Source organism: Amycolatopsis nalaikhensis, assembly GCF_030264295.1.
Lineage (GTDB): Bacteria > Actinomycetota > Actinomycetes > Mycobacteriales > Pseudonocardiaceae > Amycolatopsis > Amycolatopsis nalaikhensis.
Map to the genome: position 1 here is coordinate 10450094 of NZ_CP127173.1, position 23474 is coordinate 10473567.

General features: G+C 71.6%; 15 protein-coding genes and 1 pseudogene. 8 read left to right on the forward strand and 8 right to left on the reverse strand.

The window, feature by feature from the left end; genetic code table 11:
• Positions 1–13: 13 nt before the first annotated feature.
• The 4 genes from QP939_RS50705 to QP939_RS50720 are packed head-to-tail and all read right to left on the reverse strand — an operon-like array spanning position 14 to position 3839.
• A complete protein-coding gene (locus QP939_RS50705) occupies positions 14–766 on the reverse strand; it encodes a succinate dehydrogenase/fumarate reductase iron-sulfur subunit (RefSeq protein WP_285454148.1) in 753 nt (250 codons plus the stop codon).
• On the reverse strand, positions 763–2679 hold the full coding sequence (locus QP939_RS50710; protein ID WP_285454150.1) for a fumarate reductase/succinate dehydrogenase flavoprotein subunit: 1917 nt from the start codon (positions 2677–2679) through the stop codon (positions 763–765). The genes QP939_RS50705 and QP939_RS50710 overlap by 4 nt, the downstream gene beginning before the upstream one ends.
• 51 nt (positions 2680–2730) lie before the next feature.
• Entirely contained in the window at positions 2731–3555 is an 825-nt protein-coding gene (gene sdhC, locus QP939_RS50715) for a succinate dehydrogenase subunit SdhC (protein ID WP_285454151.1), read from the reverse strand.
• Positions 3552–3839, reverse strand: a complete 288-nt coding sequence (locus tag QP939_RS50720) for an Rv0250c family protein (RefSeq protein WP_163046790.1) — start codon at positions 3837–3839, stop codon at positions 3552–3554. Before QP939_RS50720 ends, sdhC begins: the two co-directional genes overlap by 4 nt.
• A gap of 254 nt (positions 3840–4093) precedes the next feature.
• Between QP939_RS50720 and edd the strand changes: the two genes are divergently transcribed.
• The 4 genes from edd to QP939_RS50740 all read left to right on the forward strand — a co-directional run bounded on the left by edd (position 4094) and on the right by QP939_RS50740 (position 10132).
• Positions 4094–5983, forward strand: coding sequence for a phosphogluconate dehydratase (gene edd, locus QP939_RS50725; protein ID WP_285454152.1), 1890 nt, complete (start codon positions 4094–4096; stop codon positions 5981–5983).
• A complete protein-coding gene (gene eda / locus QP939_RS50730; RefSeq protein WP_285454153.1) occupies positions 5980–6585 on the forward strand; it encodes a bifunctional 4-hydroxy-2-oxoglutarate aldolase/2-dehydro-3-deoxy-phosphogluconate aldolase in 606 nt (201 codons plus the stop codon). The genes edd and eda overlap by 4 nt, the downstream gene beginning before the upstream one ends.
• A 213-nt stretch (positions 6586–6798) precedes the next feature.
• A complete protein-coding gene (locus QP939_RS50735; protein ID WP_285454154.1) occupies positions 6799–8769 on the forward strand; it encodes a PEP/pyruvate-binding domain-containing protein in 1971 nt (656 codons plus the stop codon).
• 19 nt (positions 8770–8788) lie between these two features.
• Positions 8789–10132 carry an MFS transporter gene (locus QP939_RS50740; RefSeq protein WP_285454155.1) on the forward strand — a complete coding sequence of 448 codons (1344 nt, stop codon included), beginning with the start codon at positions 8789–8791 and terminating at the stop codon, positions 10130–10132.
• A 110-nt stretch (positions 10133–10242) separates the two neighbouring features.
• On the opposite strand, the pseudogene QP939_RS50745 reads toward QP939_RS50740, so the two are convergent.
• The 4 genes and pseudogenes from QP939_RS50745 to QP939_RS50760 all read right to left on the reverse strand — a co-directional run bounded on the left by QP939_RS50745 (position 10243) and on the right by QP939_RS50760 (position 14228).
• Positions 10243–10789 (reverse strand): annotated as a pseudogene (locus QP939_RS50745) (regulatory protein RecX).
• 68 nt (positions 10790–10857) lie between these two features.
• Complete coding sequence (recA, locus tag QP939_RS50750) at positions 10858–11904, reverse strand: recombinase RecA (RefSeq protein WP_285454156.1); 1047 nt, start codon at positions 11902–11904, stop codon at positions 10858–10860.
• Positions 11905–12143: 239 nt separating this feature from the next.
• Positions 12144–12338, reverse strand: a complete 195-nt coding sequence (locus QP939_RS50755; RefSeq protein ID WP_285454158.1) for a DUF3046 domain-containing protein — start codon at positions 12336–12338, stop codon at positions 12144–12146.
• Between the two features lie 45 nt (positions 12339–12383).
• Positions 12384–14228: an Hsp70 family protein gene (locus QP939_RS50760; RefSeq protein WP_285454159.1), complete on the reverse strand. Its 1845-nt coding sequence runs from the start codon at positions 14226–14228 to the stop codon at positions 12384–12386.
• A 180-nt stretch (positions 14229–14408) separates the two neighbouring features.
• Here QP939_RS50760 and pdxA point away from each other — a divergent pair, with 180 nt between their 5' ends.
• Genes pdxA through QP939_RS50780 form a run of 4 tightly spaced genes read left to right on the forward strand, consistent with a single transcriptional unit; the run spans position 14409 to position 23427 of the window.
• Positions 14409–16739: a 4-hydroxythreonine-4-phosphate dehydrogenase PdxA gene (gene pdxA, locus QP939_RS50765; protein ID WP_285454160.1), complete on the forward strand. Its 2331-nt coding sequence runs from the start codon at positions 14409–14411 to the stop codon at positions 16737–16739.
• Complete coding sequence (locus QP939_RS50770; protein ID WP_285454161.1) at positions 16736–18013, forward strand: MFS transporter; 1278 nt, start codon at positions 16736–16738, stop codon at positions 18011–18013. The genes pdxA and QP939_RS50770 overlap by 4 nt, the downstream gene beginning before the upstream one ends.
• Complete coding sequence (locus QP939_RS50775; protein WP_285454162.1) at positions 17985–18785, forward strand: DeoR/GlpR family DNA-binding transcription regulator; 801 nt, start codon at positions 17985–17987, stop codon at positions 18783–18785. The genes QP939_RS50770 and QP939_RS50775 overlap by 29 nt, the downstream gene beginning before the upstream one ends.
• Entirely contained in the window at positions 18766–23427 is a 4662-nt protein-coding gene (locus tag QP939_RS50780) for an Lhr family helicase (protein ID WP_285454163.1), read from the forward strand. Before QP939_RS50775 ends, QP939_RS50780 begins: the two co-directional genes overlap by 20 nt.
• Positions 23428–23474 lie beyond the last annotated feature (47 nt).

The window sequence follows — 23474 nt, forward strand, 5'->3', positions numbered from 1 at the left end:
CGGGAGAAAAGCGTTACTTGTCGCGGCGGAAGAGCTTGTTGCCCAGCCACACGATCGGGTCGTACTTGCGGTCGGCGACGCGCTCCTTCATCGGGATCAGCGCGTTGTCGGTGATGTGGATGCCTTCCGGGCACACCTCGCTGCAGCACTTGGTGATGTTGCAGTACCCGAGGCCGTGCTCCTCCTGCGCGGCGTCACGGCGGTCCGCGACGTCGAGCGGGTGCATCTCCAGCTCGGCGATGCGCATGAGGTACCGCGGCCCGGCGAAGGCCTCCTTGTTCTCCTCGTGGTCGCGCACCACGTGGCAGGTGTTCTGGCACAGGAAGCACTCGATGCACTTCCGGAACTCCTGCGACCGCTCGACGTCCACCTGCTGCATCCGGTACTCGCCCGGCTTGAGGTCGGCGGGCGGGGTGAACGACGGGATCTCCCGCGCCTTCGTGTAGTTGAAGGACACATCGGTGACGAGGTCGCGGATCACTGGGAACGTCCGCATCGGCGTCACCGTGATGACCTCGTCCTCGGTGAACGTCGACATCCGCGTCATGCACAGCAGGCGCGGGCGGCCGTTGATCTCCGCCGAGCACGAGCCGCACTTGCCCGCCTTGCAGTTCCAGCGCACGGCGAGGTCCGACGCCTGCGTGGCCTGCAGCCGGTGGATGATGTCGAGGACGACCTCGCCCTCGTTCACCTCCACCGTGAAGTCCTGCAGCTCGCCACCCGTGTCGTCGCCGCGCCAGACCCGGAAACTCGCCTTGTAGCTCATGCCTTGCTCCCCGGGTGCGTCTCGAGCTCCGCATCGGTGTAGTACTTCCCGAGCTCGCCGAACTCGAACAGCTCCAGCAGGTCCTGCCGCAGCGGCACCTGCTCCTTCACCTCGACGTCGATGTCCGGCACCACCGGGTTGTCGCCCGGCGTGGCCGAGCAGACGAGGAGCTTGTTGCGCCACTGGGCGTCCATGCCCGGGAAGTCGTCGCGCGTGTGCCCGCCGCGGCTTTCGGTCCGCGTCAACGCCGCCTTCGCGACGCATTCGCTGACCATCAGCATGTTGCGCAGGTCGACCGCGAGGTGCCAGCCGGGGTTGAACTGCCGGTGCCCCTCGACCGTGACGCGCAGGATCCGCTGCCGCAGCTCGGCCAGCTTCACCAGCGCCTGCTCGATCTCGCCCGCCTTGCGGATGATGCCGACCAGGTCGTTCATCGACTGCTGCAGCTCGGTGTGCAGGGTGTACGGGTTCTCGGCCGACGCGCCCTCGGGCGGGTCGAACGGCGCGAGCGCCATCTTCGCCGCGGCGTCCACATCGGACTCGAGCACCGCGGGCCTGCCCTCGAGGCCGGACACGTACTCGGCCGCGCCGAGTCCCGCGCGACGGCCGAACACCAGCAGGTCCGACAGCGAGTTGCCGCCGAGCCGGTTGGACCCGTGCATGCCGCCCGAGCACTCGCCGGCGGCGAACAGGCCGGGCACGCTCGCCGCCGCCGTGTCCGGGTCGACCTCGATGCCGCCCATGACGTAGTGGCAGGTCGGGCCGACCTCCATCGGCTCCGCGGTGATGTCGACGTCCGCCAGCTCCTTGAACTGGTGGTACATCGACGGCAGCCGCTTCTTGATCTCCTCGGCGGGCAGCCGGCTCGCGATGTCGAGGAAGACGCCGCCGTGCGGGGAGCCGCGCCCCTCCTTGACCTCGGAGTTGATCGCGCGGGCCACCTCGTCGCGGGGCAGCAGGTCCGGCGTGCGCCGGTTGTTGTCCGCGTCGGTGTACCAGCGGTCGGCCTCTTCTTCGCTTTCGGCGTACTGGCCCTTGAACACCTCGGGCACGTACTCGAACATGAACCGCTTGCCGTCGGAGTTCTTGAGCACGCCGCCGTCACCGCGCACGCCCTCGGTGACGAGGATGCCCTTGACGCTCGGCGGCCAGACCATCCCGGTCGGGTGGAACTGGACGAACTCCATGTTGATCAGCTTCGCGCCCGCCCGCAGCGCCAGCGCGTGGCCGTCGCCGGTGTACTCCCACGAGTTCGACGTCACCTTGAACGACTTGCCGATGCCGCCGGTGGCGAGCACGACCGCGGGCGCCTCGAAGAGGATGAACCGCCCGCTCTCGCGCCAGTAGCCGAACGCGCCGGCGATCTTGCCTTCGGTGGTCAGCAGCTCGGTGACCGTGCACTCGGCGAAGACCTTGATCTTGGCCTCGTAGTCGCCGGTCTCGGCGAAGTCCTCCTGCTGCAGCGAAACGATCTTCTGCTGCATCGTGCGGATCAGCTCGAGACCGGTGCGGTCACCGACGTGCGCCAGCCGCGGGTACGTGTGCCCGCCGAAGTTGCGCTGGCTGATCCGGCCGTCGGCGGTGCGGTCGAACAGCGCGCCGTAGGTCTCCAGCTCCCAGACGCGGTCCGGCGCCTCCTTGGCGTGCAGCTCGGCCATCCGCCAGTTGTTGAGGAACTTCCCGCCGCGCATGGTGTCGCGGAAGTGGACCTGCCAGTTGTCGTTCGAGTTCGCGTTGCCCATCGAGGCGGCGCAACCGCCTTCGGCCATCACGGTGTGCGCCTTGCCGAACAGGGACTTGCACACGACGGCGACGCGGAAACCGCGTTCGCGCGCCTCGATCACAGCCCGCAGACCGGCGCCACCGGCACCGATCACCACCACGTCGTAGCTGTGCCGTTCGACCTCGGTCATGAAGAGATTCCACCTCGGAACTGGGGACGTCTGTTGTCGGGAGCGGGCGGGCTAGTTCACGAACCGCAGGTCGGAAATCGCGCCACTGGCCACGAGCATGACGTAGAAGTCGGTCAGCACCAGCGTGCCGAGCGTCGTCCAGGCCAGCGTCATGTGGCGGGTGTTGAGTTTCGTGACCTGCGTCCAGATCCAGTACCGCACCGGGTGCTTGGAGAAGTGCTTGAGCCGGCCACCGGTCACGTGCCGGCACGAATGGCAGGACAGCGTGTACGCCCAGAGCAGGATCACGTTGCCGAGCAGGATGATGTTGCCCAGCCCGAACCCGAACCCGCCCGTCTTGCCGTGGAAGGCGGTGATCGCGTCGTAGGTGTTGACCAGCGAGACGATCATCGCGACGTAGAAGAAGTAGCGGTGGACGTTCTGGATGATCAGCGGTAGCCGCGTCTCGCCGGTGTACTTCGCGTGCGGTTCCGCGACGGCGCAGGCGGGCGGGGAGAACCACACGGCCCGGTAGTAGGCCTTGCGGTAGTAGTAGCAGGTCAGCCGGAAGCCGAGCAGGAACGGCAGGACGACGAAGCCGAGCGGGATCCACCCGGGCAGCTCGCCGAACCAGTGGCCGAAGTGGCTCGAGCCCTCGACGCACGACGACGACAGGCAGGGCGAGTAGAACGGCGTCAGGTAGTGGTAGTCGGGCACCCAGTACGCGGTCCGCACGAACGAGCGGACCGTCGCGTAGATGACGAACGTGGCCAGCCCGAGCACGGTCAGCAGCGGCGAGAGCCACCACCGGTCCGTGCGGAGGGTGCGCTCGGCGATCCGGGCCCGCTTGGGGGCCCGGACGCCGGTGCCGACGCCGTTGTCAGCCGGAGCGCTCACCGCTGGTCGCGCTTGTAGCCGCCGACGCCTTCGTCATCGGCGCCGTGCCAGAGCGCCGGGTCGTAGGGGGTGTCGGGCACCGGGACGCGCTCGGCCGGCTTCGCCTGCGCGGGCACGGCCAGCGGCGTGCCGTCGAGGTCCGCGGTGTCGATGTCGAGGCGCTCCACGTCGTTGGCGAGCCGGCGCACCGCCGACGCGTCGCCGTAGCGCGAGCGCAGTGCGCCGACGCACTGCCTGAGCTGGCCGATGGTTCGCCGCAGCTCGGCGATCTCGGAGGTGGACATCATGCCTCCCGGGGCGTGGTGGGGCTGCAGGGAACCGGCCGGGCGATCGCTCGCCCCTACGGCTTTGCCGCGCGTCGTGCAGTGTGACAACTAGCACACTAACGGTTCCGGAGGTGATCGGGGTCACGCGGGTCGATCTTCTGAATCGATTTTGATTCGGCGTTTTCCCGAGGTACTGTGGCCAGTGTCACGACCCGGAGGCGCCAGCGCTGCCGTCCCGCGGACCACCCCACACCAGTGATCCGGAGCCGGACATGAGCCCGACCCCCACCACACCCCCGCACCCGGTCGTCGCCGAAGTCACCGCGCGCATCGCCGCCCGCAGTGCCGCGACCCGCGCCGCCTACCTCGACCGCACGGCCGCGGCGTACGCCGAAGGCCCGGTCCGCCGCGGCCTCGCGTGCAGCAACCTCGCGCACGGCTTCGCCGCCATGGAAGGCGTCGACAAGGAGGCGCTGCGGGCCGCGCGCGCCCCCGGCGTCGCGATCGTGTCGTCCTACAACGACCTGCTGTCGGCGCACCAGCCGATGCAGGAGTACCCGGCGTGGCTGAAGAAGTCCGTGCGCTCCGCCGGTGGTGTCGCCCAGTTCGCCGGCGGCGTGCCCGCGATGTGCGACGGCATCACCCAGGGCCGCGCCGGCATGGAGCTGTCGCTGTTCAGCCGCGAGGTCATCGCGATGTCGACGGCGATCGCGCTGTCGCACGACATGTTCGACGCGGCACTGTTGCTGGGCGTCTGCGACAAGATCGTGCCCGGCCTGCTGATCGGCGCCCTGTCGTTCGGGCACCTGCCCGCCGTGCTGGTCCCGGCCGGGCCGATGAACTCCGGGCTGCCGAACAAGGAGAAGGCGCGCGTCCGGCAGCTCTACGCCGAGGGCCTCGCGACCCGCGAAGACCTCCTCGACGCCGAAGCGGCGTCGTACCACTCGGCGGGCACCTGCACCTTCTACGGCACGGCCAACTCCAACCAGATGGTCGTCGAGGTGATGGGCCTGCACCTGCCCGGCGCCAGCTTCGTCCAGCCCGGTTCGGCTTTGCGTCAGGCGCTGACCGAAGAAGCGGGCCGCCGGGTCGTCGCCCTGTCCCGCGGCGAGGAGTACACACCGGTCGCGCGGATCCTCGACGAGAAGGCGTTCGTCAACGGCATCGTCGCACTGCTCGCCACCGGCGGGTCGACCAACCACACGATGCACCTGGTCGCGATCGCCGCGGCCGCGGGCATCCAGCTGACCTGGGACGACTTCTCCGACCTCTCGGCGGTCGTGCCGCTGCTGGCGCGCGTCTACCCGAACGGCAGCGCCGACATCAACCACTTCCACGCCGCCGGCGGCATCCAGTTCCTGGTCGGCACGCTGCTCGACGCCGGGCTGCTGCACGAGGACGTCCACACGGTGGCCGGGTTCGGGCTGCACCGCTACCGGGCCGAGCCGATCCTCTCCGACGGCGAGCTGGTCTGGCGCGACGTCCCCACCCGCAGCCTCGACGAGGAGGTGTTGCGCCCGGCGTGGCGCCCGTTCGCCGCGGACGGCGGGCTGCGGATGGTCGAGGGCAACCTCGGCCGCGCGGTGGTCAAGGTGTCCGCGGTGGCGCCCGAGCACCGGGTCGTCCAGGCGCCGGCGCGGGTGTTCACCACCCAGGAGGCGTTCAAGGCCGCGTTCGAAGCCGGCGAGCTGGACCGCGACGTCGTCGTGGTGATCCGGCAGCAGGGCCCGCGCGCGAACGGCATGCCGGAGCTGCACGGCCTCACCCCGGCGCTGGGCGTGCTGATGGACCGCGGGCACGCGGTGGCGCTGCTCACCGACGGCCGGATGTCGGGCGCGTCGGGCAAGATCCCGGCGGCCATCCAGGTGACGCCGGAAGCCGCGGCGGGCGGCCTGATCGCGCGGGTCGCCGACGGCGACGTCATCCGGCTCGACGCTGGTGCCGGCTCCCTCGACGTGCTCGTCGGTGACGAAGAGCTCGCCCGCCGTGAGCTTGTGGACTCGCCGCCGTCCGAAGCATCCTGGACCGGCACCGGCCGAGAGCTGTTCGCCGCGTTGCGCCGTGCCGTCGGCCCCGCCGACCAGGGCGCTTCCGTGTTCGGCGGCTTGACCCCGGAGTACTTCGGAATGCCCACTCTGGAAACCCAGGAGGTCGGTCAGTGACCACCGGTCAGGACCTGCTCGAGCTGTCCCCCGTGATGCCCGTCGTGGTGATCGACGACGCCGCCGACGCGGTGCCCACGGCGCGGGCCCTGCTCGCCGGCGGGATCGGGGTCATCGAGCTGACCCTGCGCACCCCGGCGGCGTTGTCCGCGATCGAGCGGGTCGCCGCCGAGGTGCCGGAGATCGTGATCGGCGCCGGCACCGTCACCGCGCCGGAGCACGCGAAGCAGGCCGCCGACGCCGGCGCGAAGTTCCTCGTGACGCCGGGCTGCACCGACGCGGTCGTCGACGCGTGCTTCGAGACCGGGCTGCCGTTCCTGCCCGGCGCGAGCACGGTGTCCGAGGCGATGCGGCTGGCCGAGCGCGGGCTGACGGCGCTGAAGTTCTTCCCCGCCGAGGCCTCCGGCGGCGTCGCCTACCTGAAGTCGATCGCGGGCCCGCTGCCTTCGCTGCGCTTCTGCCCCACCGGCGGGATCACGGCGGCCACGGCGCCGACGTACCTGGCGTTGCCGAACGTCGGCTGCATCGGCGGCTCGTGGCTGACGGCCTCGCTCGACGTCGCGACGATCGAGAAACTGGCCGCGGAAGCCGCGAAGCTGTAGCGGAAATCACCCGCGGAATTCCCACGCCCGTTCGGGGGAACGGGCGTCCGGATTCCGGGAGTACCGTTCCAGCGCGCTGGAACGGTACTCCTTGTGGGTGTGGCGGCGGTCATCCGTTCCGCCGTTGGTGCCAGTGACCGGGCCATTCGCGCCACGGTGGGTGATTCACCCCCTGTTATCGTTCCTCCTCGCTCTTTCCAGCGAGGAGAATCCGTGTCCTTGACCAGCGTGGTCGCGCCCAGTCCTGCCCCCGAAACGGTCGCCGCACTCGTCGGCGAACGCCTTTCCCTGTCCGCCCTGCAGCAGCTGGGCGGCACCCTCGGCGGCTATTCCTTCGTCAAGGTCGTGGTCGACCGCGAACGGTCGCTCATCCACTTCCTGAACAACGAGCGCCATTCCTTCCACGCGATCTACATCGGCGAAGAGATCCTCGGCGTCCCGGGAGAACGCGTCCGCGCGGAGATCGACTCCTACAACGAGGCGTTCTACCACGCGCCGGACCGCCGGTTCCTGCTCGGCATTCTCGCCCGGCACCCGCGGATGCTTTCGCTGGAGACGGTCGAGGTCGACACCATGCCCGCCGCGCTGATCCGCGAGTTCCACGCGTTCGTCGCGCGCTACGTCGACCCGGCGCTGCCGCTGGTGTTCAAACCGGCCAACCAGCTGCAGGAGCGGATCGTCCGCGAGATCCCGGCGGCCGAGCTGCCGCGGGTGTTCGCGCACGAGCTGTTCTCGACGGCGCCGTTCGTGGCACTCAACCCGGGCACGGCCACCGGGCGGTTGCGCGCGTTCCGCACCGAAGCCGAGTACCGGGCCGCGACGCTGGAGTGGTCGGACATCATCGTGATGGACCGCGTGCCCGACGACATCCCGCGCCTGTCGGGCATCGTCAACGCCCGCCACACGACGCCGTTGTCGCACACGAACGTCCTGGCCACCGGCTGGCAGATCCCGAACGCCGTCCAGGTCGGCGCGCTGGCCGAGATCGAACGCCGCGGCCTGAACGGCAAGTGGGTCGAGTACACAGTGGACGCTCAGGCACTTTCCCTGCGCGAGGTCGACGAGCCGGCGGAGGCGTCCGCGCGGCCCGGCTGGTACGCCCAGCGCGTCACCCTGGAGGCTCCGGAGGCCGAGCACAGCCCGATCGTCAACCTCGCGAAGCTGCGCGCGGCCGACCGGTACCGCTACGGCACGAAGGCGGCCAACCTCGGCGAGCTGCACCACGTCCTGGCGCACGGCTCGCAGCGGCTGCTCGGGTTCTACCAGGTGCCGCGGCCGCCACGGGAGAACCTGCTGCCGTACCTGGCCCGGCTGCTGGACGTGCCTCTCGACGCCGACCTTTCGGCCGCAGCCCGCCGGCTGCTCGACGAGCACGTCCGCGTGCCGCGCGGCATCGCGCTGCCGTTCTCGTTGCAGCGCCGGTTCCTGGAGTCGTCGCCGCGGATCCAGCAGGCCATCGGCAAGCTGAAGATGGCGCTGGAGCTGGACGCGCGGGAGATCGAGCCGCTGTGCGTCGAGCTGCAGGGCCTGATCCGGTCGGCGCGGATGCCGGGCGCGCTGGCCGGGGAGATCGACTCCGCGCTGGTCTCGCAGCTGGCCGGGGTGCGGACGTTCGTCGTGCGCAGTTCGTCGAACGCCGAGGACCTGGCCGGATTTTCGGCCGCCGGGATCTACGAGTCCCTCAACCACGTCACGACGGCCGAGCGGATCTTCGCCAGTGTCAAGGAAGTCTGGGCGTCGCTGGTGTCGGTGCGCAGCGTGCGGCTGCGCCGCCAGGCGGGGATCTCGCTCGACGAGTGCTACATGGGCGTGGTGATCCAGGAGCAGGTCGCGGCCGACTTCGGCGGGGTCCTGGTGACGACGAACCCGATGAACCGCGCGGACTTCCGCACGGTGTACGTCAACGTGTCGCCGCACGTGAGCGACGTCGTCGAGGGTTCGGCGTTGCCGATGCAGTACCTGTACTCGACCGTCGAGGGCGGCGGCCGCACGGTGTCGCTGGGCGACGCGGCCGCGGACCTCGACGAGCGCGCGCACGACCTGCTGCAACGGCTCGCCGTCGCGGGCCGCCTGCTGCAGGGGCACTTCTCGCCCGACTACACGTTCGGCTCGCCGGTGGACATCGAGTGGCTCGCCGACGGCGACCACGTCCACGTCGTGCAGCTGCGTCCGTATTCCGTTTGAGTTCCCCGGGAGACAGATCATGCTGGGCTTTCGCCTGCCCGCGAAACCCGCCGTTCAGCGCGCCGTCCGGCTGACCTACGGTTTCCAGTTCTTCTTCGGCCTGCTGCTGTGGGTGCCGATCTTCTACCAGTACCAGAAGCTCGTCGGCCTGTCCGACGGCGAGATCTTCGGCATCCAGAGCATTTATTACGTCGTGTTCTGCCTGCTGGAGATCCCGACGGGCCTGATCGCCGACCGGTTCGACTACCGCGTCTCACTGGCGGCGGGCGCCGGCGTGCTGGTGGCCGCGAACCTGGTGCCGGTGTTCCTGGGCTCGTACACCGGGTTCCTGCTGCACTTCGTCCTGATCGCGCTGGCCCGCTCGCTGGTTTCCGGCGCGCAGAGCGCGTACTTGTACGAGTACCTCCACGCCTCCGGCGCCGGCGAGCACTACCTCCGGGTGGAAGGGGTCGGGCGCGCGTACAGCCTGGTCGGCAAGATCGTGTACTGGCCGGTGATCGGCTTGCTGATGAGCTGGAACCTCCCTTCCCCGTACTGGCTGACGGCGGTCAACGCCGCGGTGGCACTGGCGTTCGCGCTGAAGCTCCCGGCCATCCCGGGCGGCCGCCGCGTCACGGACAAGACGGCCTCGCTGGTGGCGGGAGTCAGCGGCGCGCTGTCGGCACTGCGCTCGTCCCGGTGGCTGGTGGTGCTGATGGTGCAGGGCATCGCGATGTTCACGCTGGTCCGGATCTGCCAGGTGAACTTGTTCCAGCCGATCCTGGAGTCGAAGACGCTGTCGGTGAACTGGTACGGCGCGGTGCTGGCCGCCATGACGGTGTTCGAGGCGCTGGGAGCGGCCCGGCCGCACCGCCTGCGTCGCGCGATCGGCCCGGTGGGCACGGTGTTCACGCTGACCGTGGTGATGGCGTTGTGTCTCGGCGGGATCGTGTTCCTGGGCTCCTTCCCGACGGTGGTGGTGTTGTGCGTCTTCGCGGTGGCGACGGGGATTTCGTTCCCGGTCCAGAAGCAGCTGCTGAACGACTCGATCCCGGACTCCCGCTACCGCGCGACGCTGCTGTCGATGGAGTCCATTGTGGACCGGGCGGTGTGCGCCCTGGTGGCGGTGGCACTGGGCGCGTACCTGGCGGCCGGCCAGCTCGACGAGTTCCTGCTGCTGACGGCCGTGGTCACCTGCGTGGTGATGGCGTTGCTGGCGGTGTTGCTGCTCGCGGTCCGCAAGCACCGCTCGGACCGCCGGGCACCGGCCGCTCGCCTGCACGCCCAGGCACCTGCCCCCGAGGTCCCGACGCTCCCGCCGCTCGCCGCGGAACGCCGTGGCCACGGCTCGGAACTCCGCCAGGCGGAGGAGCTCCACAACTGACCAACCCGGCGACCGGCTCCGGAACTCGCGCACCCGCTCGAGCCGCACCCGGCAACCGGCTCAGGCACGCCGCTCGCCGACGCACCCCAGCCGGACCCGGCGGGCGCCGGTCAGTCGATGACGGCGTCGTCGAGGAGGGTGGACTCCGCGCCGTACTCGCGGAAGCTCCTCCCTGATCACCGTGTACGCCAAGCCCTGCGGGTAGCCCTTGCGGGCCAGGAAGCCGAGCAGCCGCCGCAGGGCGGTCTGCTCGTCGACGTTGCCCAGGGAGCCGAGGCGTTTGCGGACCAGTTCCCTGGCCATCTGTTCCTCGGACTCGCGGTCGACTTCCTCGGCCGCCTGCGCGGCGACCTCACCGTCGACGCCCTTGCGCCGCAGTTCGGCCACCAGCGCGGTGCGGGACAGGCCCTGGTTGGCGTGCCGGGACTTCACCCACAGCTGGGCGAACTCCTCGTCGTTGACCAGCCCGGCCCGGTCGAGCTTGCCGAGCAGGGTTTCGCTGGTCTCCTCGTCGAACCCCCTGCGGTGCAAGGCCTGCCGCAGCTCCTCCTGAGTCCGCGGCCGCGCGGCCAGGAGATCGAAACAGATCTCCTTGGCCTTCTTGTACCGCTCCTCCGGAGGCAGCTCGGCCGGCGGAACCTTGGGCGCCCTCGCCACTTGAGTACTCCCTCGTCACGCCCCACCGCGGATCACGGCCACGGCGGGGCTCACCCCATCCCGGACGATCAGAAGTCGACCGGCGCCGGGACGGCCTCGACGGCGTCCGCGTCGAGCTGCGGGCCGATGCCGAGCTTCTCCTTGATGCGCTTCTCGATCTCGTTGGCGATGTCCGGGTTGTCGCGCAGGAACCGGCGCGCGTTCTCCTTGCCCTGGCCGAGCTGGTCGCCCTCGTACGTGTACCAGGCGCCCGACTTGCGCAGGATGGCCTGGTCGACACCCATGTCGATGAGCGAGCCCTCGCGGGAGATGCCCTGGCCGTACAGGATGTCGAACTCGGCCTGCTTGAAGGGCGGGGCCACCTTGTTCTTGACGACCTTGACGCGGGTCCGGTTGCCGACCGCCTCGCCGCCGTCCTTCATCGTCTCGATGCGGCGGACGTCCAGGCGGACCGACGCGTAGAACTTCAGCGCCTTACCACCGGTCGTCGTCTCCGGGGAGCCGAACATGACGCCGACCTTCTCGCGGAGCTGGTTGATGAAGATCGCCGTGGTGCCCGAATTGGACAGCGCACCGGTGATCTTCCGCAGCGCCTGGCTCATCAGCCGGGCCTGGAGGCCGACGTGCGAGTCACCCATCTCGCCCTCGATTTCGGCGCGCGGCACGAGCGCGGCCACGGAGTCGATGACGAGGATGTCGAGCGCGCCGGAGCGGATCAGCATGTCCGCGATCTCCAGCGCCTGCTCACCGGTGTCCGGCTGGGAGACCAGCAGCGCGTCGGTGTCGACGCCGAGGGCCTTGGCGTACTCCGGGTCGAGCGCGTGCTCCGCGTCGATGAACGCCGCGATGCCGCCGGCGCGCTGCGCGTTCGCCACCGCGTGCAGGGCGACCGTCGTCTTACCGGAGGACTCCGGGCCGTAGATCTCGACGACCCGGCCGCGGGGCAGCCCGCCGATGCCGAGCGCGACGTCGAGGGCGATCGACCCGGTGGGGATCACGGCGATGGGCGGCCGGGTGTCCTCGCCGAGGCGCATCACCGAGCCCTTGCCGTACTGCTTGTCGATCTGCGCCAGGGCGAGCTCGAGCGCCTTGTCCTTGTCGGGTGCTGCAGGCATGGAAGTCCACCTCGCTGGTTCGAAGCCCCGTCTCCCGGGGGTCTGTGTCGGTTCTTCAGCTGTCCGGTCCGACGCTAGCGGCGGGGACCGACAATTCCAGGCGCGGCGCCCAATCTGTGGATCGCTGGACCCGATGTGGACAACACCATAGACGAACACCTGTTCGAGGTCGTCGGCGACACACCCTTGCGCTAGGATTTTTCGCCCGCCCGGGTGGGGCCGCCCGGGATCCGCGCAGGTCAGCGCCGCTCGGGAGGGACGTCGAAGGCGTCGCAGACCTCTCGCCAGATCTCCTTGGCCGGGATCCCCGCGGTCAGCGCCTGGTCGACGGTGCGCCCGCCGAGCCCGCTCAGCACGTGGTCCCTGGACAGCACCTGGGCGCGCCCGGAGCCGAACTCCTCGGCCATCAGGCGCCGGAAAACCGTGATCCGCATCGAACCCACTCTAACCGGCGGGCGCGAACGGACCGTTCGCGCCGTCTACTCCCCCGGCTGGACGCTCGCTTCGAAGTAGTCGGCCAGCGTGCCCGGCGTGGTCGTCTCGGCCTGGTCGCTCGTGTTCAGCTGGTAGATGAACCCGGCGAGCGGCCGGTCCGACACCGTGAACACGAGCACCGCCGACGTCTTGCCCGCGGCCGACGAGTAGTGCCCCTTGAGCCCGTTGCCGCCCCAGTCCGCTTCCGTGCGGTCGCCGCCCGCCGAGGCGAGCAGGCCGTCGGTGTACTGCTTGAGCGTGTCGGCGTCGTCGCCGTGGACGTAGGTCACCTGGGTGCCCGCCCGGCCCGGCGCGGAGCAGGTCGAGGCCACGCCGATGCGCTGCGCCGGCGCGGCCGGGCCGTTGCCCATGCCCGGCTTGCAGTCGCCGGTGTCGGCGATCTTCCCGGCGAGCTGGCGCAGGCAGCCGGTGAGGCCCTTGTCGTCCGCCTGTCCCGGCGTCTTGCACTGGTCGGCGGTGTAGGTCTTCGCCGAAGACGACGAAGTCAGGAAGAACGTCAGCCCCGCCGCGAGCACCACGACGACCGCGACCGCGACGCCGATGAGCAGTTTCTTCTTCCCACCGGACTTCGGCTCGCTCTTCTCGGCCGCGGGCGAGTAGGCGGGGAAGTTCGACGGCACCGGCTGGGGCCCGCTGGGCGGGAAGTTCGACGGCGCGTAACCCGGGTACTGCGGCGGAGGCGGCGGCGCGTACTGCGGACGCTGCGGCGGAGCACCGGCGGCCACCGCTCCTTCGACGTTCTGCGTCCGCGCGCCGAGGCCGTCGCGGGCGACGTGCTGGGCGCCGAGCGCGACGGCGGTCTCCGGCTGGTCGAGGCTGCCCGGCACGACGCCGAGCTTCTCCGCGATCATCGTGCCGACCAGCGGCAGCCTGCTCGACCCGCCGACGAGGTAGATGCCGGCCAGCCGGTCCGGGGTCAGCCCGGACGAGCGCAGCGTCCGCGACAGCAGCTCGACGCTGCGCAGCATCGCCGGCCGGACCAGGCCTTCCAGCTCGCCGCGCGTCACCAGGACGTCCTTGAACGGCTCCGGCATCGGCACCTCGGTCTGCGGGTGCCGCGACAGCGCCTCCTTGGCCGCCTTGACGTCCTCCTGCAGCGCGCGCCGGGTGCGCCGGTCGGCGGTCGACTCGGGGCGCAGCAACCGCTGCCAGCGCTGCGGGTCGGAGTGCGAGACCTCGCGCCCGACGTGCACCATCAGCGCCTGGTCGACGTCGAGGCCGCCGAGGTCGGGCAGGCCGTCCTCGGCGAGCACGGTGAAGCCGTTCTGGGTGGCGCCGACGACGGCGACGTCGAAGGTGCCCGCCCCGAGGTCGTAGACCGCGAGCGCCTGGCCGGGCGCCAGCGACTTGCCGGGGAACGAGGCGAAGTGCGCCGCCGCGGCGACGGGTTCGGGCACCAGCAGGATGTTCGGGCCCATCCCGGCGAGCCGGGCGGCGGACATCAGGACGTTGCGGCGGGTCTGGCCCCACTGCGCGGGGTGGGTCAGCCGGACCTCGTCGGGCTGCTCGCCGCCGAGCTGGCGGGACGTTTCTTCGAGGACCCGGCGCAGGATGGCGGCGAGCGCCTCGGTCACCGGGACGACGTCGGTGCCCAGCAGCAGGGTCTGCTCGTCGATGCGGCGCTTGGGGTTCGGCTCGAAGCGCGTCGGGTCGAGGCGGGCGCGGCGCTCGGCGTCGCGGCCGACCATGATCGTGCCCTCTTCGGTGGCGAACACCGCCGACGGCATGTTGGCCGAGCCGTCCACTTCGACGACCCGGGGCGGCATCCCGTGCGCCGAAAGGACGGCGACGGTGTTGGACGTCCCGAGGTCCACCGACAGGATCCGCACAGCACTCCCCTTCGCGAAAACGCGCCTTGACGACGCTCGCCGTGATGCTGCCATGTGCGCGGTCACCGTGCGTACGGACCCGCGAAAGTCGCTGCTCCTTGACGCGGACGCCGTTCGAGGTGCACGATAACTGCGCAGTTCGGTCATCCGAGTTGCACACACTGCGCAAAGGAGCGTTCGATGCCGAAGGTGCTCGTCCTCGGGGACGACCTGACGGGCAGCAACGCGACCGGAGCGCTGTACGCCCGCTTCGGGCTGCGCGCGGTTTCGGTGAACGCACCACTGGCACCGGGTTTCCGGGCGGGCGGCGGGATCGACGCGCTGGTGGTCAACCTGGGTACCCGGCACGTCCCGCCGGAACACGCGAAGCGGGCGGTGCTCGACGCGATCGAGCGCGCCGGGCCGGCGGAGCTGACGGTGAAGCGCGTGGACACGACGTTGCGCGGCAACGTGGGCGTGGAAACCGAAGCGGTGCTGTCGTCGGCGCCCGGCGCGCGGGCTCTCGTCGTGCCCGCGTTCCCGGACGCGGGGCGGGTCACGCTCGGCGGGCTGCACCTCGTCGACGGCGTGCCGCTGGCGGAAAGCCCCGCCGCCCGCGACCCGATCGCACCGGTGAAGACCTCGCGGATCCGCACCCTCCTCGGGCCGACCCGCCGGGAGATCGCCGAACTGCCGCTGGACGTCGTCGAGGACGGCGTGGCCGCGGTCGAGGCCGCCCTGCGCCGCCCGGCCGGGATCGTGGTCTGCGACGCCACGACGAACCGGCACCTCACCACCGTCGCGCGGGCCGCGGCCCGGCTGGCCGCCGAAGGCACGCGGTGGATCCCGGTCGACTCCGGCCCGTTCGGCGTCCGGCTGGCCGCGGCGCTGGGCCTCGCACCCGGCCACGGCACCGTCCCGCCGGTGCTCGCCGTCGTCGGCAGCATCACCGGGCAGACCCACGACCAGCTGCTGGAAACCGAGCTGGTGCTGGACGCGCGCTACGTCGACGTCGACCCGCGGCGGCCCGACCCGCCGGGGACAGCGGCGGCGGCACGGAAGCTCCTGGAGGCGGGGCACCGCGTGGTCGGCATCCGGACGCGGGCCCCCGCGCCGGGCACGCCGGTCGACCCGGCCGTCGCGGCGCGCATCCCGCCCGCACTCGGCGAAGCGGCCCGACTGGTGCTCGGCACGCACCGGATCGGCGGGCTCTACGCCACCGGCGGCGACATCGCCGTCGAAGTCACGAAGTCGCTCGGAGCCGACGGCTTCGAGATCGACACCGAAGTGCTGCCCCTGGCGGTCGCCGGGCGGCTGTCCGGCGGGCCGTACAGCGGGCTGCCCTTCGCCACGAAGGGCGGGCTGATCGGCGGCCGGGACGCCCACCGGCCGTCTTTCGGGGGTCCGGGTGGCGAAGCCCCCGGCCCGAGGCGAAGCCTCGGTTGTCACCGTCGCCTGCCTGGAACACCTGAACCACGTCCTGGCCACCGGAAGGAAGAACCCGTGAGCGACCTCCCGATCCTCGCCGTCACCCTCGGCGACCCCGTCGGCATCGGCCCGGAGATCACCTTGAAGACCCTGGCCGAGCCGGCAGCGCCGCAGCTGGCGCGCGGGCTCGCGGTCGGGGACGCGCTCGTGCTCGACCGCGTCGCCCGGCACCTGGGCCTGCCCGTGGAGATCAACCCGGTGTCCACAGTGGACGAGGCCCGGTTCACCACCGGCGTGGTCGACGTCCTCGACCTCGGCGTCGTCACCGAAGACCTGCCGTGGGGCGAGGTCAACCCCACAGCGGGTGCCGCGGCGGTCCGCGCGATCGAGGTCGCCACGCGGCTCGCACTCGACGGCGCGGCCGACGCCGTCGTCACCGCGCCCATCAACAAGGAGGCGATCTGGGCCGCCGGTTCCCAGCACCTCGGGCACACCGAGATGCTCGGCGAGCTGACCGGGTCGACCCGGTTCAACACGATGTTCTGGGTGTCCGGGCTGAAGATCTTCTTCGCCACGCGCCACCTTTCGCTGCGCGAGGCCATCGAGCGGATCACCAAGGAGAACATCGAGCACGCGATCCGCGAGGCGTACACCGCGCTCGAAGTGTTCGGCACGGAAAAACCGAGACTCGCCGTGGCGGCGCTGAACCCGCACGGCGGGGAGAACGGCAAGTTCGGCGACGAGGAGATCGTCGCGATCGCCCCGGCGGTCGCCGCCGCGCGGGCGGCCGGGCTCGACGTGGTCGGTCCGATCCCCGCGGATTCCGTGTTCCACCAAGGGATCCAGGGCCGGTTCGACGGCGTGCTCTCGCTCTACCACGACCAGGGGCACATCGCGTCGAAGACGTACGACTTCGACGGCACGGTCTCGGTGACGGTCGGGCTGCCGATCCTGCGCACGTCGGTCGACCACGGCACGGCGTTCGACATCGCCGGCACCGGCCGGGCCTCGCACGGCACGATGGTCGCGGCGTTCAAGGCCGCGGCGACACTGGCGCCGTACGCGCGGAAGCTGCCCGCCATCTACCCGCCGAGCGCCCGATGATCCCCCGCAAGCGCTGGGCGTACGTCATCCCGGTCGCGGTGGTCATGTACATGCTGGCCTACCTCGACCGCACGAACGTCGCGGTGATCCTGCCCTACATCGGCGACGACTTCCCGTTGTCCGCCAGCGCGAAGGGCCTGGCGAGCGGCATCTTCTTCGTCGGCTACCTCGTGCTGCAGATCCCCGCGGCGGTGCTGGCGGCGAAGTGGAGCGCCCGGAAGACGGTCCTGATCCTGATGGTCGCGTGGGCGATCGCCGCGGTGCTGTGCGGCCTGGTGCGGAACGAAACCCAGCTGCACCTCGCCCGGTTGCTGCTCGGGTTGTTCGAAGGCGGCGTCTGGCCCGCGGTGCTGATCCTGCTGGCGTCCTGGTTCCCGCAGGCCGAGCGGGCGCGGGCGAACGCGCTGTGGATGACGTGCCTGCCGATCTCGGCGATCCTGATGTCCCCGCTGTCCGGGTTCATGCTCGACCACATGTCCTGGCGCTGGGTGTTCGTGCTGCAGGGGCTGCCGCCGCTGGTGTGGGCGATCGTCTGGTGGTTCGCGGTGGCGGACCGGCCCGCGAAGGCCCGGTGGATCTCCGCGGCGGAGCGCGAGTACCTCGAAACCACCTTGAAGGCCGAAGAAGACGCCAAACCGGCGTTCGCGAAGCAGGGCTACCGGCAGGCACTGGCGAACCGCCAGGTGCTGCTGCTGATCGGGGTCTACTTCTTCTGGATCACCGGGTTCTACGGGTTCAGCCTGTGGTTGCCGTCGGTGGTGAAGACGATGACGGGCGGCTCGGCGACCGCCGTCGGGTTCCTGTCGGCGGTGCCGTACGTCCTGGCACTGGCCGGGATGGTCGCGTGCGCGCACTGGTCGGACCGCACCGGCAACCGGCGGCTCGCGGTCACCGTGCCGCTGGTCGTCGCGATCGCCGGGCTGCTGCTCGGCAACCTCGTGCACTGGCCACCGGCGGTGCAGCTGGTGCTGCTCTGCGTCGTCGCGACCGGCGTCTACATGCCGTACGGGCCGTTCTGGGCGATCCCCAGCCGGATCCTCGGCATCGAGGTCGTCGCGGTGGCGATGGGCCTGATCAACGCGCTGGGCAACCTCGGCGGGTTCGCCGGGCCCTACCTGGTCGGCTGGCTCACCGACGTCACCGGCAGCGCGACCACCGGGTTCGTCGTGCTGGCCGCCTTCCTCGCCGTGGCCGCCTGCCTGGCGTTCTTCGGGCTGAAGCCCGCTCCCGTGGAAGACTTGGCGCATGTCCCAGCCGAGACCAGGCACCCGTGACCGGCGCGCGATGCTGCTCGAAGCCGTCCGCGACGGCTCGGGCGGCATCGCGGAGCTGGCCGAGGAGTTCGGCGTTTCGGAGTCGACGATCCGCCGCGACCTGGCCTCGCTCGCCGGGGCCGGCCACGTCGTCCGCACCTACGGTGGCGCGCTCGACACCGAACGCAGCCCCCGTGAGAAGGACCGCGAAAACGCGGCGGCGAAGGACGCCATCGCCCGGGAAGCCGCCGCGCTGGTGCGCGACGGCGAGGTGGTGCTCCTCGACGCGGGCACGACCACCGGCAGGCTCGCCCGCCACCTCGCCCACCGCGAGGGGCTGACCGTGGTCACGAACGGCGTCACCGCGATCCGCGAGCTGGCCGGCTTCGCCGGGATCGACCTGATCGTGCTCGGCGGCCGCCTGCGGCACCCCAACGAGGCGATCCTCGGCGAGACCGTGCTGGCGCAGCTGCGCCACATCTCACCCGATCGGGTGTTCCTGGGTGCGGACGGCGTGGTGTCCGGGCGAGGGCTGTGCTGCCCGTCACTGGAGCAGTCGGTGGTCAAGCACGCGATGCTGCACGCGGGCGCCGAGGCGTACGTGCTGGCGGACCACTCCAAGCTGGACCAGGCCCCTTTTTCCTACTGGGCGCCCCTCGACCGCGACTACCGGCTCATCACGGACGAGCCGCGGATCGACGTCACCTATCCGCAGTTCGCCCAGAGCGTGATCGTCGCCGGCGTGCCGGAAACTGTCGGTGGTGCCGCGCATCATGGACGACGTGGCAACTGACGTGCTCGACCTCTTCTCCCCCGCGACCCGGGACTGGTTCGCGGGGGCCTTCGCCGCGCCCACCGCGGCGCAGGAAGGGGCCTGGCGGGCGGCGCACGCGGGCGAGCACGCCCTGGTCGTCGCGCCGACCGGGTCCGGCAAGACCCTGTCCGCGTTCCTCTGGGCGCTGGACCGGCTCTCGGTGGAGCCGCCGCCGGCGGAGCCCACGAAGCGGTGCCGGATCCTCTACGTCTCGCCGCTGAAGGCACTGGCGGTCGACGTCCAGCGGAACCTGCGCGCCCCGCTCGCCGGCATCTCGCAGGCCACCCGGCGGCTCGGGCTCCCGGTGCCCGAGATCGAGGTGGGCATGCGCACCGGCGACACCACCGCGGCCGAGCGCCGCTCGTTCGGCAAGACGCCGCCGGACGTGCTGGTGACCACGCCGGAGTCGCTGTTCCTCATCCTCACGTCGTCGGCGCGGGAGTCGCTGCGCGGCGTCGAGACGGTGATCGTCGACGAGGTGCACGCGGTCGCGGGCGGCAAGCGCGGCGCGCACCTCGCGCTGTCGCTGGAGCGGCTGGACGCGCTGCTGCCGAAGCCGGCGCAGCGGATCGGCCTGTCGGCGACGGTCCGCCCGATCGACGAGGTGAGCGCGTTCCTGGCCGGCGGCCGCCCGGTGCGGGTGGTGCAGCCGAAGCTGGCGAAGACCATCGAGGTGCGGGTCGAGGTCCCGGTGGAGGACATGGGCAACCTCGACGCACCGCGCAGCGGGCCGGCGCCGAGCCCGCTCGACGAGCTGGAGTCGATGACCGACGCCTTCCCGCCGGGTGACATCGCGCCGGGCGGCCTGGGCACGCTGGAGGAGATGGCGGGCAACCCGGTGCAGCGGCCGTCGATCTGGCCCGCCGTCGAGGAGCGGGTGCTGAGCCTGATCCGCGACCACCGTTCGACCATCGTCTTCGCCAACTCGCGCCGGCTGACCGAGCGGCTCACCGCCCGGCTCAACGAGCTGGCCGCCGAGCAGACGGAGCTGACGCCCGCCGACACGTTCCCGGCCGAGGCCGTCGGGCAGTCCGGGGTGAGCACCGGGGCCCCGCCGGTCATCGCCCGGGCGCACCACGGCTCGATGTCGCGGGAGCAGCGCACGCACGTCGAGGAGGACCTGAAGTCCGGGCGGCTGCCGTGCGTGGTGGCGACGTCGTCGCTGGAGCTGGGCATCGACATGGGCGCGGTCGACCTCGTGGTGCAGATCGAGGCGCCGCCGACGGTGGCGTCCGGCCTGCAGCGCGTCGGCCGCGCCGGGCACCAGGTCGGCGCCGTGTCGACCGGGGTGATGTTCCCGAAGTTCCGCGGTGACCTCGTCTCCTGCGCGGTGGTCGCGGAGCGGATGGCGACCGGCGCGATCGAGGCGGTCCGCTACCCGCGCAACCCGCTGGACGTCCTGGCGCAGCACGTCGTCGCGATGGTGGCGCTCGAACCGTGGACGGTGCCGGACCTGGCGGCGCTGGTGCGGCGGGCGGCGCCGTTCGCGTCCCTGCCGGACGACGCGCTGCACGCGGTGCTCGACATGCTCGCGGGCCGCTACCCCAGCGAGGAGTTCGGCGAGCTGCGGGCCCGGATCACCTGGGACCGCATCGGCGGCGAGCTGCGCGGGCGGCCGGGGGCGCAGCGGCTGGCCGTGACCTCGGGCGGCACCATCCCCGACCGCGGCCTGTTCACCGTGATGACGCCGGGTTCGGACGACAAGCCCGGGTCGCGCGTCGGCGAGTTCGACGAAGAAATGGTGTACGAATCGCGGGTCGGCGACACCATCCTGCTCGGCACGTCGTCGTGGCGGATCACCGACATCACGCACGACCGGGTCATCGTGGTGCCCGCGCCGGGCGAACCGGCGCGGATGCCGTTCTGGAAGGGCGACGCACCGGGCCGTCCGCTGGAACTCGGCCGGGCGCTGGGGAAGTTCGTCCGCGAACTGTCCACATCGGACGCCGAGAAGGCACGCGAGCGGGCGACCGCCGCGGGGCTGGACGAGCGGGCGTGCGACAACCTCCTCACCTACCTGGCCGAGCAGAAGGAAGCCACGCGGCACGTCCCGAACGACCGGACGATCCTGCTGGAGCGCTACCGTGACGAGCTCGGCGACTGGCGGATCGTCGTGCACTCGCCGTTCGGCGCGCAGGTGAACGCGCCGTGGGCGCTGGCCATCGGCGCGCGGCTGCGGGAAAACCGCGGCGTCGACGCGCAGGTGGCGCACTCCGACGACGGCATCGTGCTGCGCCTGCCGGACGCGCTGGACGCCGAGGGCGGCGACGTCACCATCGGCGCGGACGACGTGCTGCTGGACCCCGAAGAGGTCGAGCAGCTGATCGTCGCCGAGGTCGGCGGCTCGGCCGTGTTCGCGGCGCGGTTCCGCGAGTGCGCGGCCCGGTCGCTGCTGCTGCCGCGCCGGGACCCGCGGCGCCGCACTCCCCTGTGGCAGCAACGGCAACGCGCGTCGCAGCTGCTGTCGGTCGCGGCGAAGTACGAACGGTTCCCGGTCGTGCTGGAGGCGATGCGGGAGGTCCTGCAGGACGTCTACGACGTGGGCGGGCTGCGGGAGCTGATGGCCGACGTCCGGGCCCGCAAGGTCCGGCTGGTGGAGGTCGAGACGCCGGCCGCGTCGCCGTTCGCGCGCAGCCTGCTCTTCGGTTACGTCGGGATGTTCCTGTACGAGACCGACGCCCCGTTGGCCGAGCGGCGGGCGGCGGCGCTGTCGCTGGATTCGGCGCTGCTGGCCGAACTGCTGGGCACCGAGGCGATCCGGGAACTGCTGGATCCCGAAGCGGTGACCGAGGTGGAGCGGTCGCTGCAGCGCCTCGACCCCGACCGGCACGCGCGTTCGGCCGAGGACGCCGCCGACCTGCTGCGGTTCCTCGGCGACCTGACCGTCGAGGAGGCCGCGGCGCGCGGGATCCAGGCGGAGTGGCTGACCGAGCTGGAGGCCGCGCGGCGGGCGATCCGGGTGCGGATCGCCGGTGAGGAGCGGTTCCTGGCGATCGAGGACGCGGGCCGGGTGCGGGACGCGCTGGGCACCGCCCTGCCGGTCGGCGTGCCCGAGGCGTTCACCGAACCCGTGGCGGACCCCCTCGGCGACCTGCTGTCGCGCTACGCCCGGAGCCGGGGCCCGTTCGCGGCGGCCGACGTCGCCAAGCGGTTCGGACTGGGGCTGGCCGTCGTCACCGGGGTCCTCGACCGGATGACCGGTGAAGGCCGCCTGGTGCGCGGCGAACTGAGCCCGGTCGGGCACCCGGACACCCACGGCGTGGGCACCGAATACTGCGATTCCGCCGTGCTGCGCCGGTTGCGGCGGGCTTCGCTGGCGAAGCTGCGCGCCGAGGTGGAGCCGGTCGAACCGGCGGCACTGGGTCGGTTCCTGCCGGCGTGGCACGGGTTCGGCGGCCGCGTCCGGGCGGCACCGACGGCGGACGACGTGCTGTCGGTGGTCGAGCAGCTCGCCGGGGCACCGTTGCCGGCGAGCGCGGTGGAGTCGCTGATCCTGCCGGGACGGCTGCCGGGCTACTCCCCGGCGTTGCTGGACGAGCTGACGACGGCGGGCGAAGTGACGTGGGCGGGCTGCGGCGCGCTGGCGGGAGGCGACGGCTGGATCGCGCTCGCCCCGACGGACGTCGCGGACCTGCTGCTGCCCGAGGTGGTCGAGGACATCCCGACCGGCCCGCTGCACGAGGCGATCGTGTCCACTTTGGAGGGCGGGGCACTGTTCTTCCGCCAGCTGGTGGACCGCGCGAGCGTGCTGGTGGACAAGGCCCCGAACGACGCCGAGGTGGTGGCGGCGTTGTGGGACCTGGTGTGGGCGGGCCTGGTCACGGGCGACACGCTGGGGCCGTTGCGGGCCCAGGTCGCCGGGCACGGAGCGCACAAGCCCCGGCGCCAGGCACCCCGCGGCCGTTACGCGCGGTTGCGGGCGGGGCGGCCGCAGATGCCGTCGCGGTCCGGGCCGCCGACGGTCGCCGGGCGGTGGGCACTGACGCCGTCCCGCGAAACGGACGCGACCCGCCGCGCCCACGCGCGAACGGAGGCGTTCCTGGAGCGCCACGGCGTCCTGACCCGCGGGGCGCTCGACACCGAACGCGTGACGGGCGGGTTCTCCGGGATCTACAAGGTGCTGCGCGGCATGGAGGACACGGGCCAGGTGATCCGCGGGTACGTGGTGGAGGGTCTGGGCGCGGCCCAGTTCGCGGCGAAGGGCGCGGTGGACCGGCTGCGAGCGTTGTCGGGCCCGGGCCGCCCGGCCCCGGGCCGAGCGGTGGTCCTGGCGGCGGCGGACCCGGCGCAGCCATACGGAGCGGCCCTCCCCTGGCCGGCCGCGACGGGCGACACGAAGCACCGACCCGCCCGCAAGGCGGGAGCACTGGCGGTACTGGTGGACGGGGTACCGGCGCTGTACGTCGAGCGAGGAGGCCGGTCGCTGTTGAGTTTCACGGAGGAACGCCAGCCGTTGTCGGACGCGGCGCAGGCACTGTCGGCGGCGGTCCGCGAGGGCTGGCTGGGCCAGCTGGCGGTCCAGCGCGCGGACGGCGAGCAGGCCCTGACGTCGGAACTCGCGGAAGTGTTGAGGGAGGCGGGTTTCCGGGCAACACCATCGGGCTTGCGCCTGCGCGCCTGACACCAACCGCGGCGCGCGGCGGGGCGGCGCCAAGAATTGGCGGCCGC

Bases quoted from the DNA above. Each gene is read 5' to 3' on its own strand.
- QP939_RS50705 (WP_285454148.1), bottom strand. From the start codon at position 766: ATGAGCTACAAGGCGAGTTTCCGGGTCTGGCGCGGCGACGACACGGGT.
- QP939_RS50710 (WP_285454150.1), bottom strand. From the start codon at position 2,679: ATGACCGAGGTCGAACGGCACAGCTACGACGTGGTGGTGATCGGTGCC.
- QP939_RS50720 (WP_163046790.1), bottom strand. From the start codon at position 3,839: ATGTCCACCTCCGAGATCGCCGAGCTGCGGCGAACCATCGGCCAGCTC.
- edd (WP_285454152.1), top strand. From the start codon at position 4,094: ATGAGCCCGACCCCCACCACACCCCCGCACCCGGTCGTCGCCGAAGTC.
- QP939_RS50740 (WP_285454155.1), top strand. From the start codon at position 8,789: ATGCTGGGCTTTCGCCTGCCCGCGAAACCCGCCGTTCAGCGCGCCGTC.
- recA (WP_285454156.1), bottom strand. From the start codon at position 11,904: ATGCCTGCAGCACCCGACAAGGACAAGGCGCTCGAGCTCGCCCTGGCG.
- QP939_RS50755 (WP_285454158.1), bottom strand. From the start codon at position 12,338: ATGCGGATCACGGTTTTCCGGCGCCTGATGGCCGAGGAGTTCGGCTCC.
- pdxA (WP_285454160.1), top strand. From the start codon at position 14,409: ATGCCGAAGGTGCTCGTCCTCGGGGACGACCTGACGGGCAGCAACGCG.
- QP939_RS50770 (WP_285454161.1), top strand. From the start codon at position 16,736: ATGATCCCCCGCAAGCGCTGGGCGTACGTCATCCCGGTCGCGGTGGTC.
- QP939_RS50775 (WP_285454162.1), top strand. From the start codon at position 17,985: ATGTCCCAGCCGAGACCAGGCACCCGTGACCGGCGCGCGATGCTGCTC.
- QP939_RS50780 (WP_285454163.1), top strand. From the start codon at position 18,766: ATGGACGACGTGGCAACTGACGTGCTCGACCTCTTCTCCCCCGCGACC.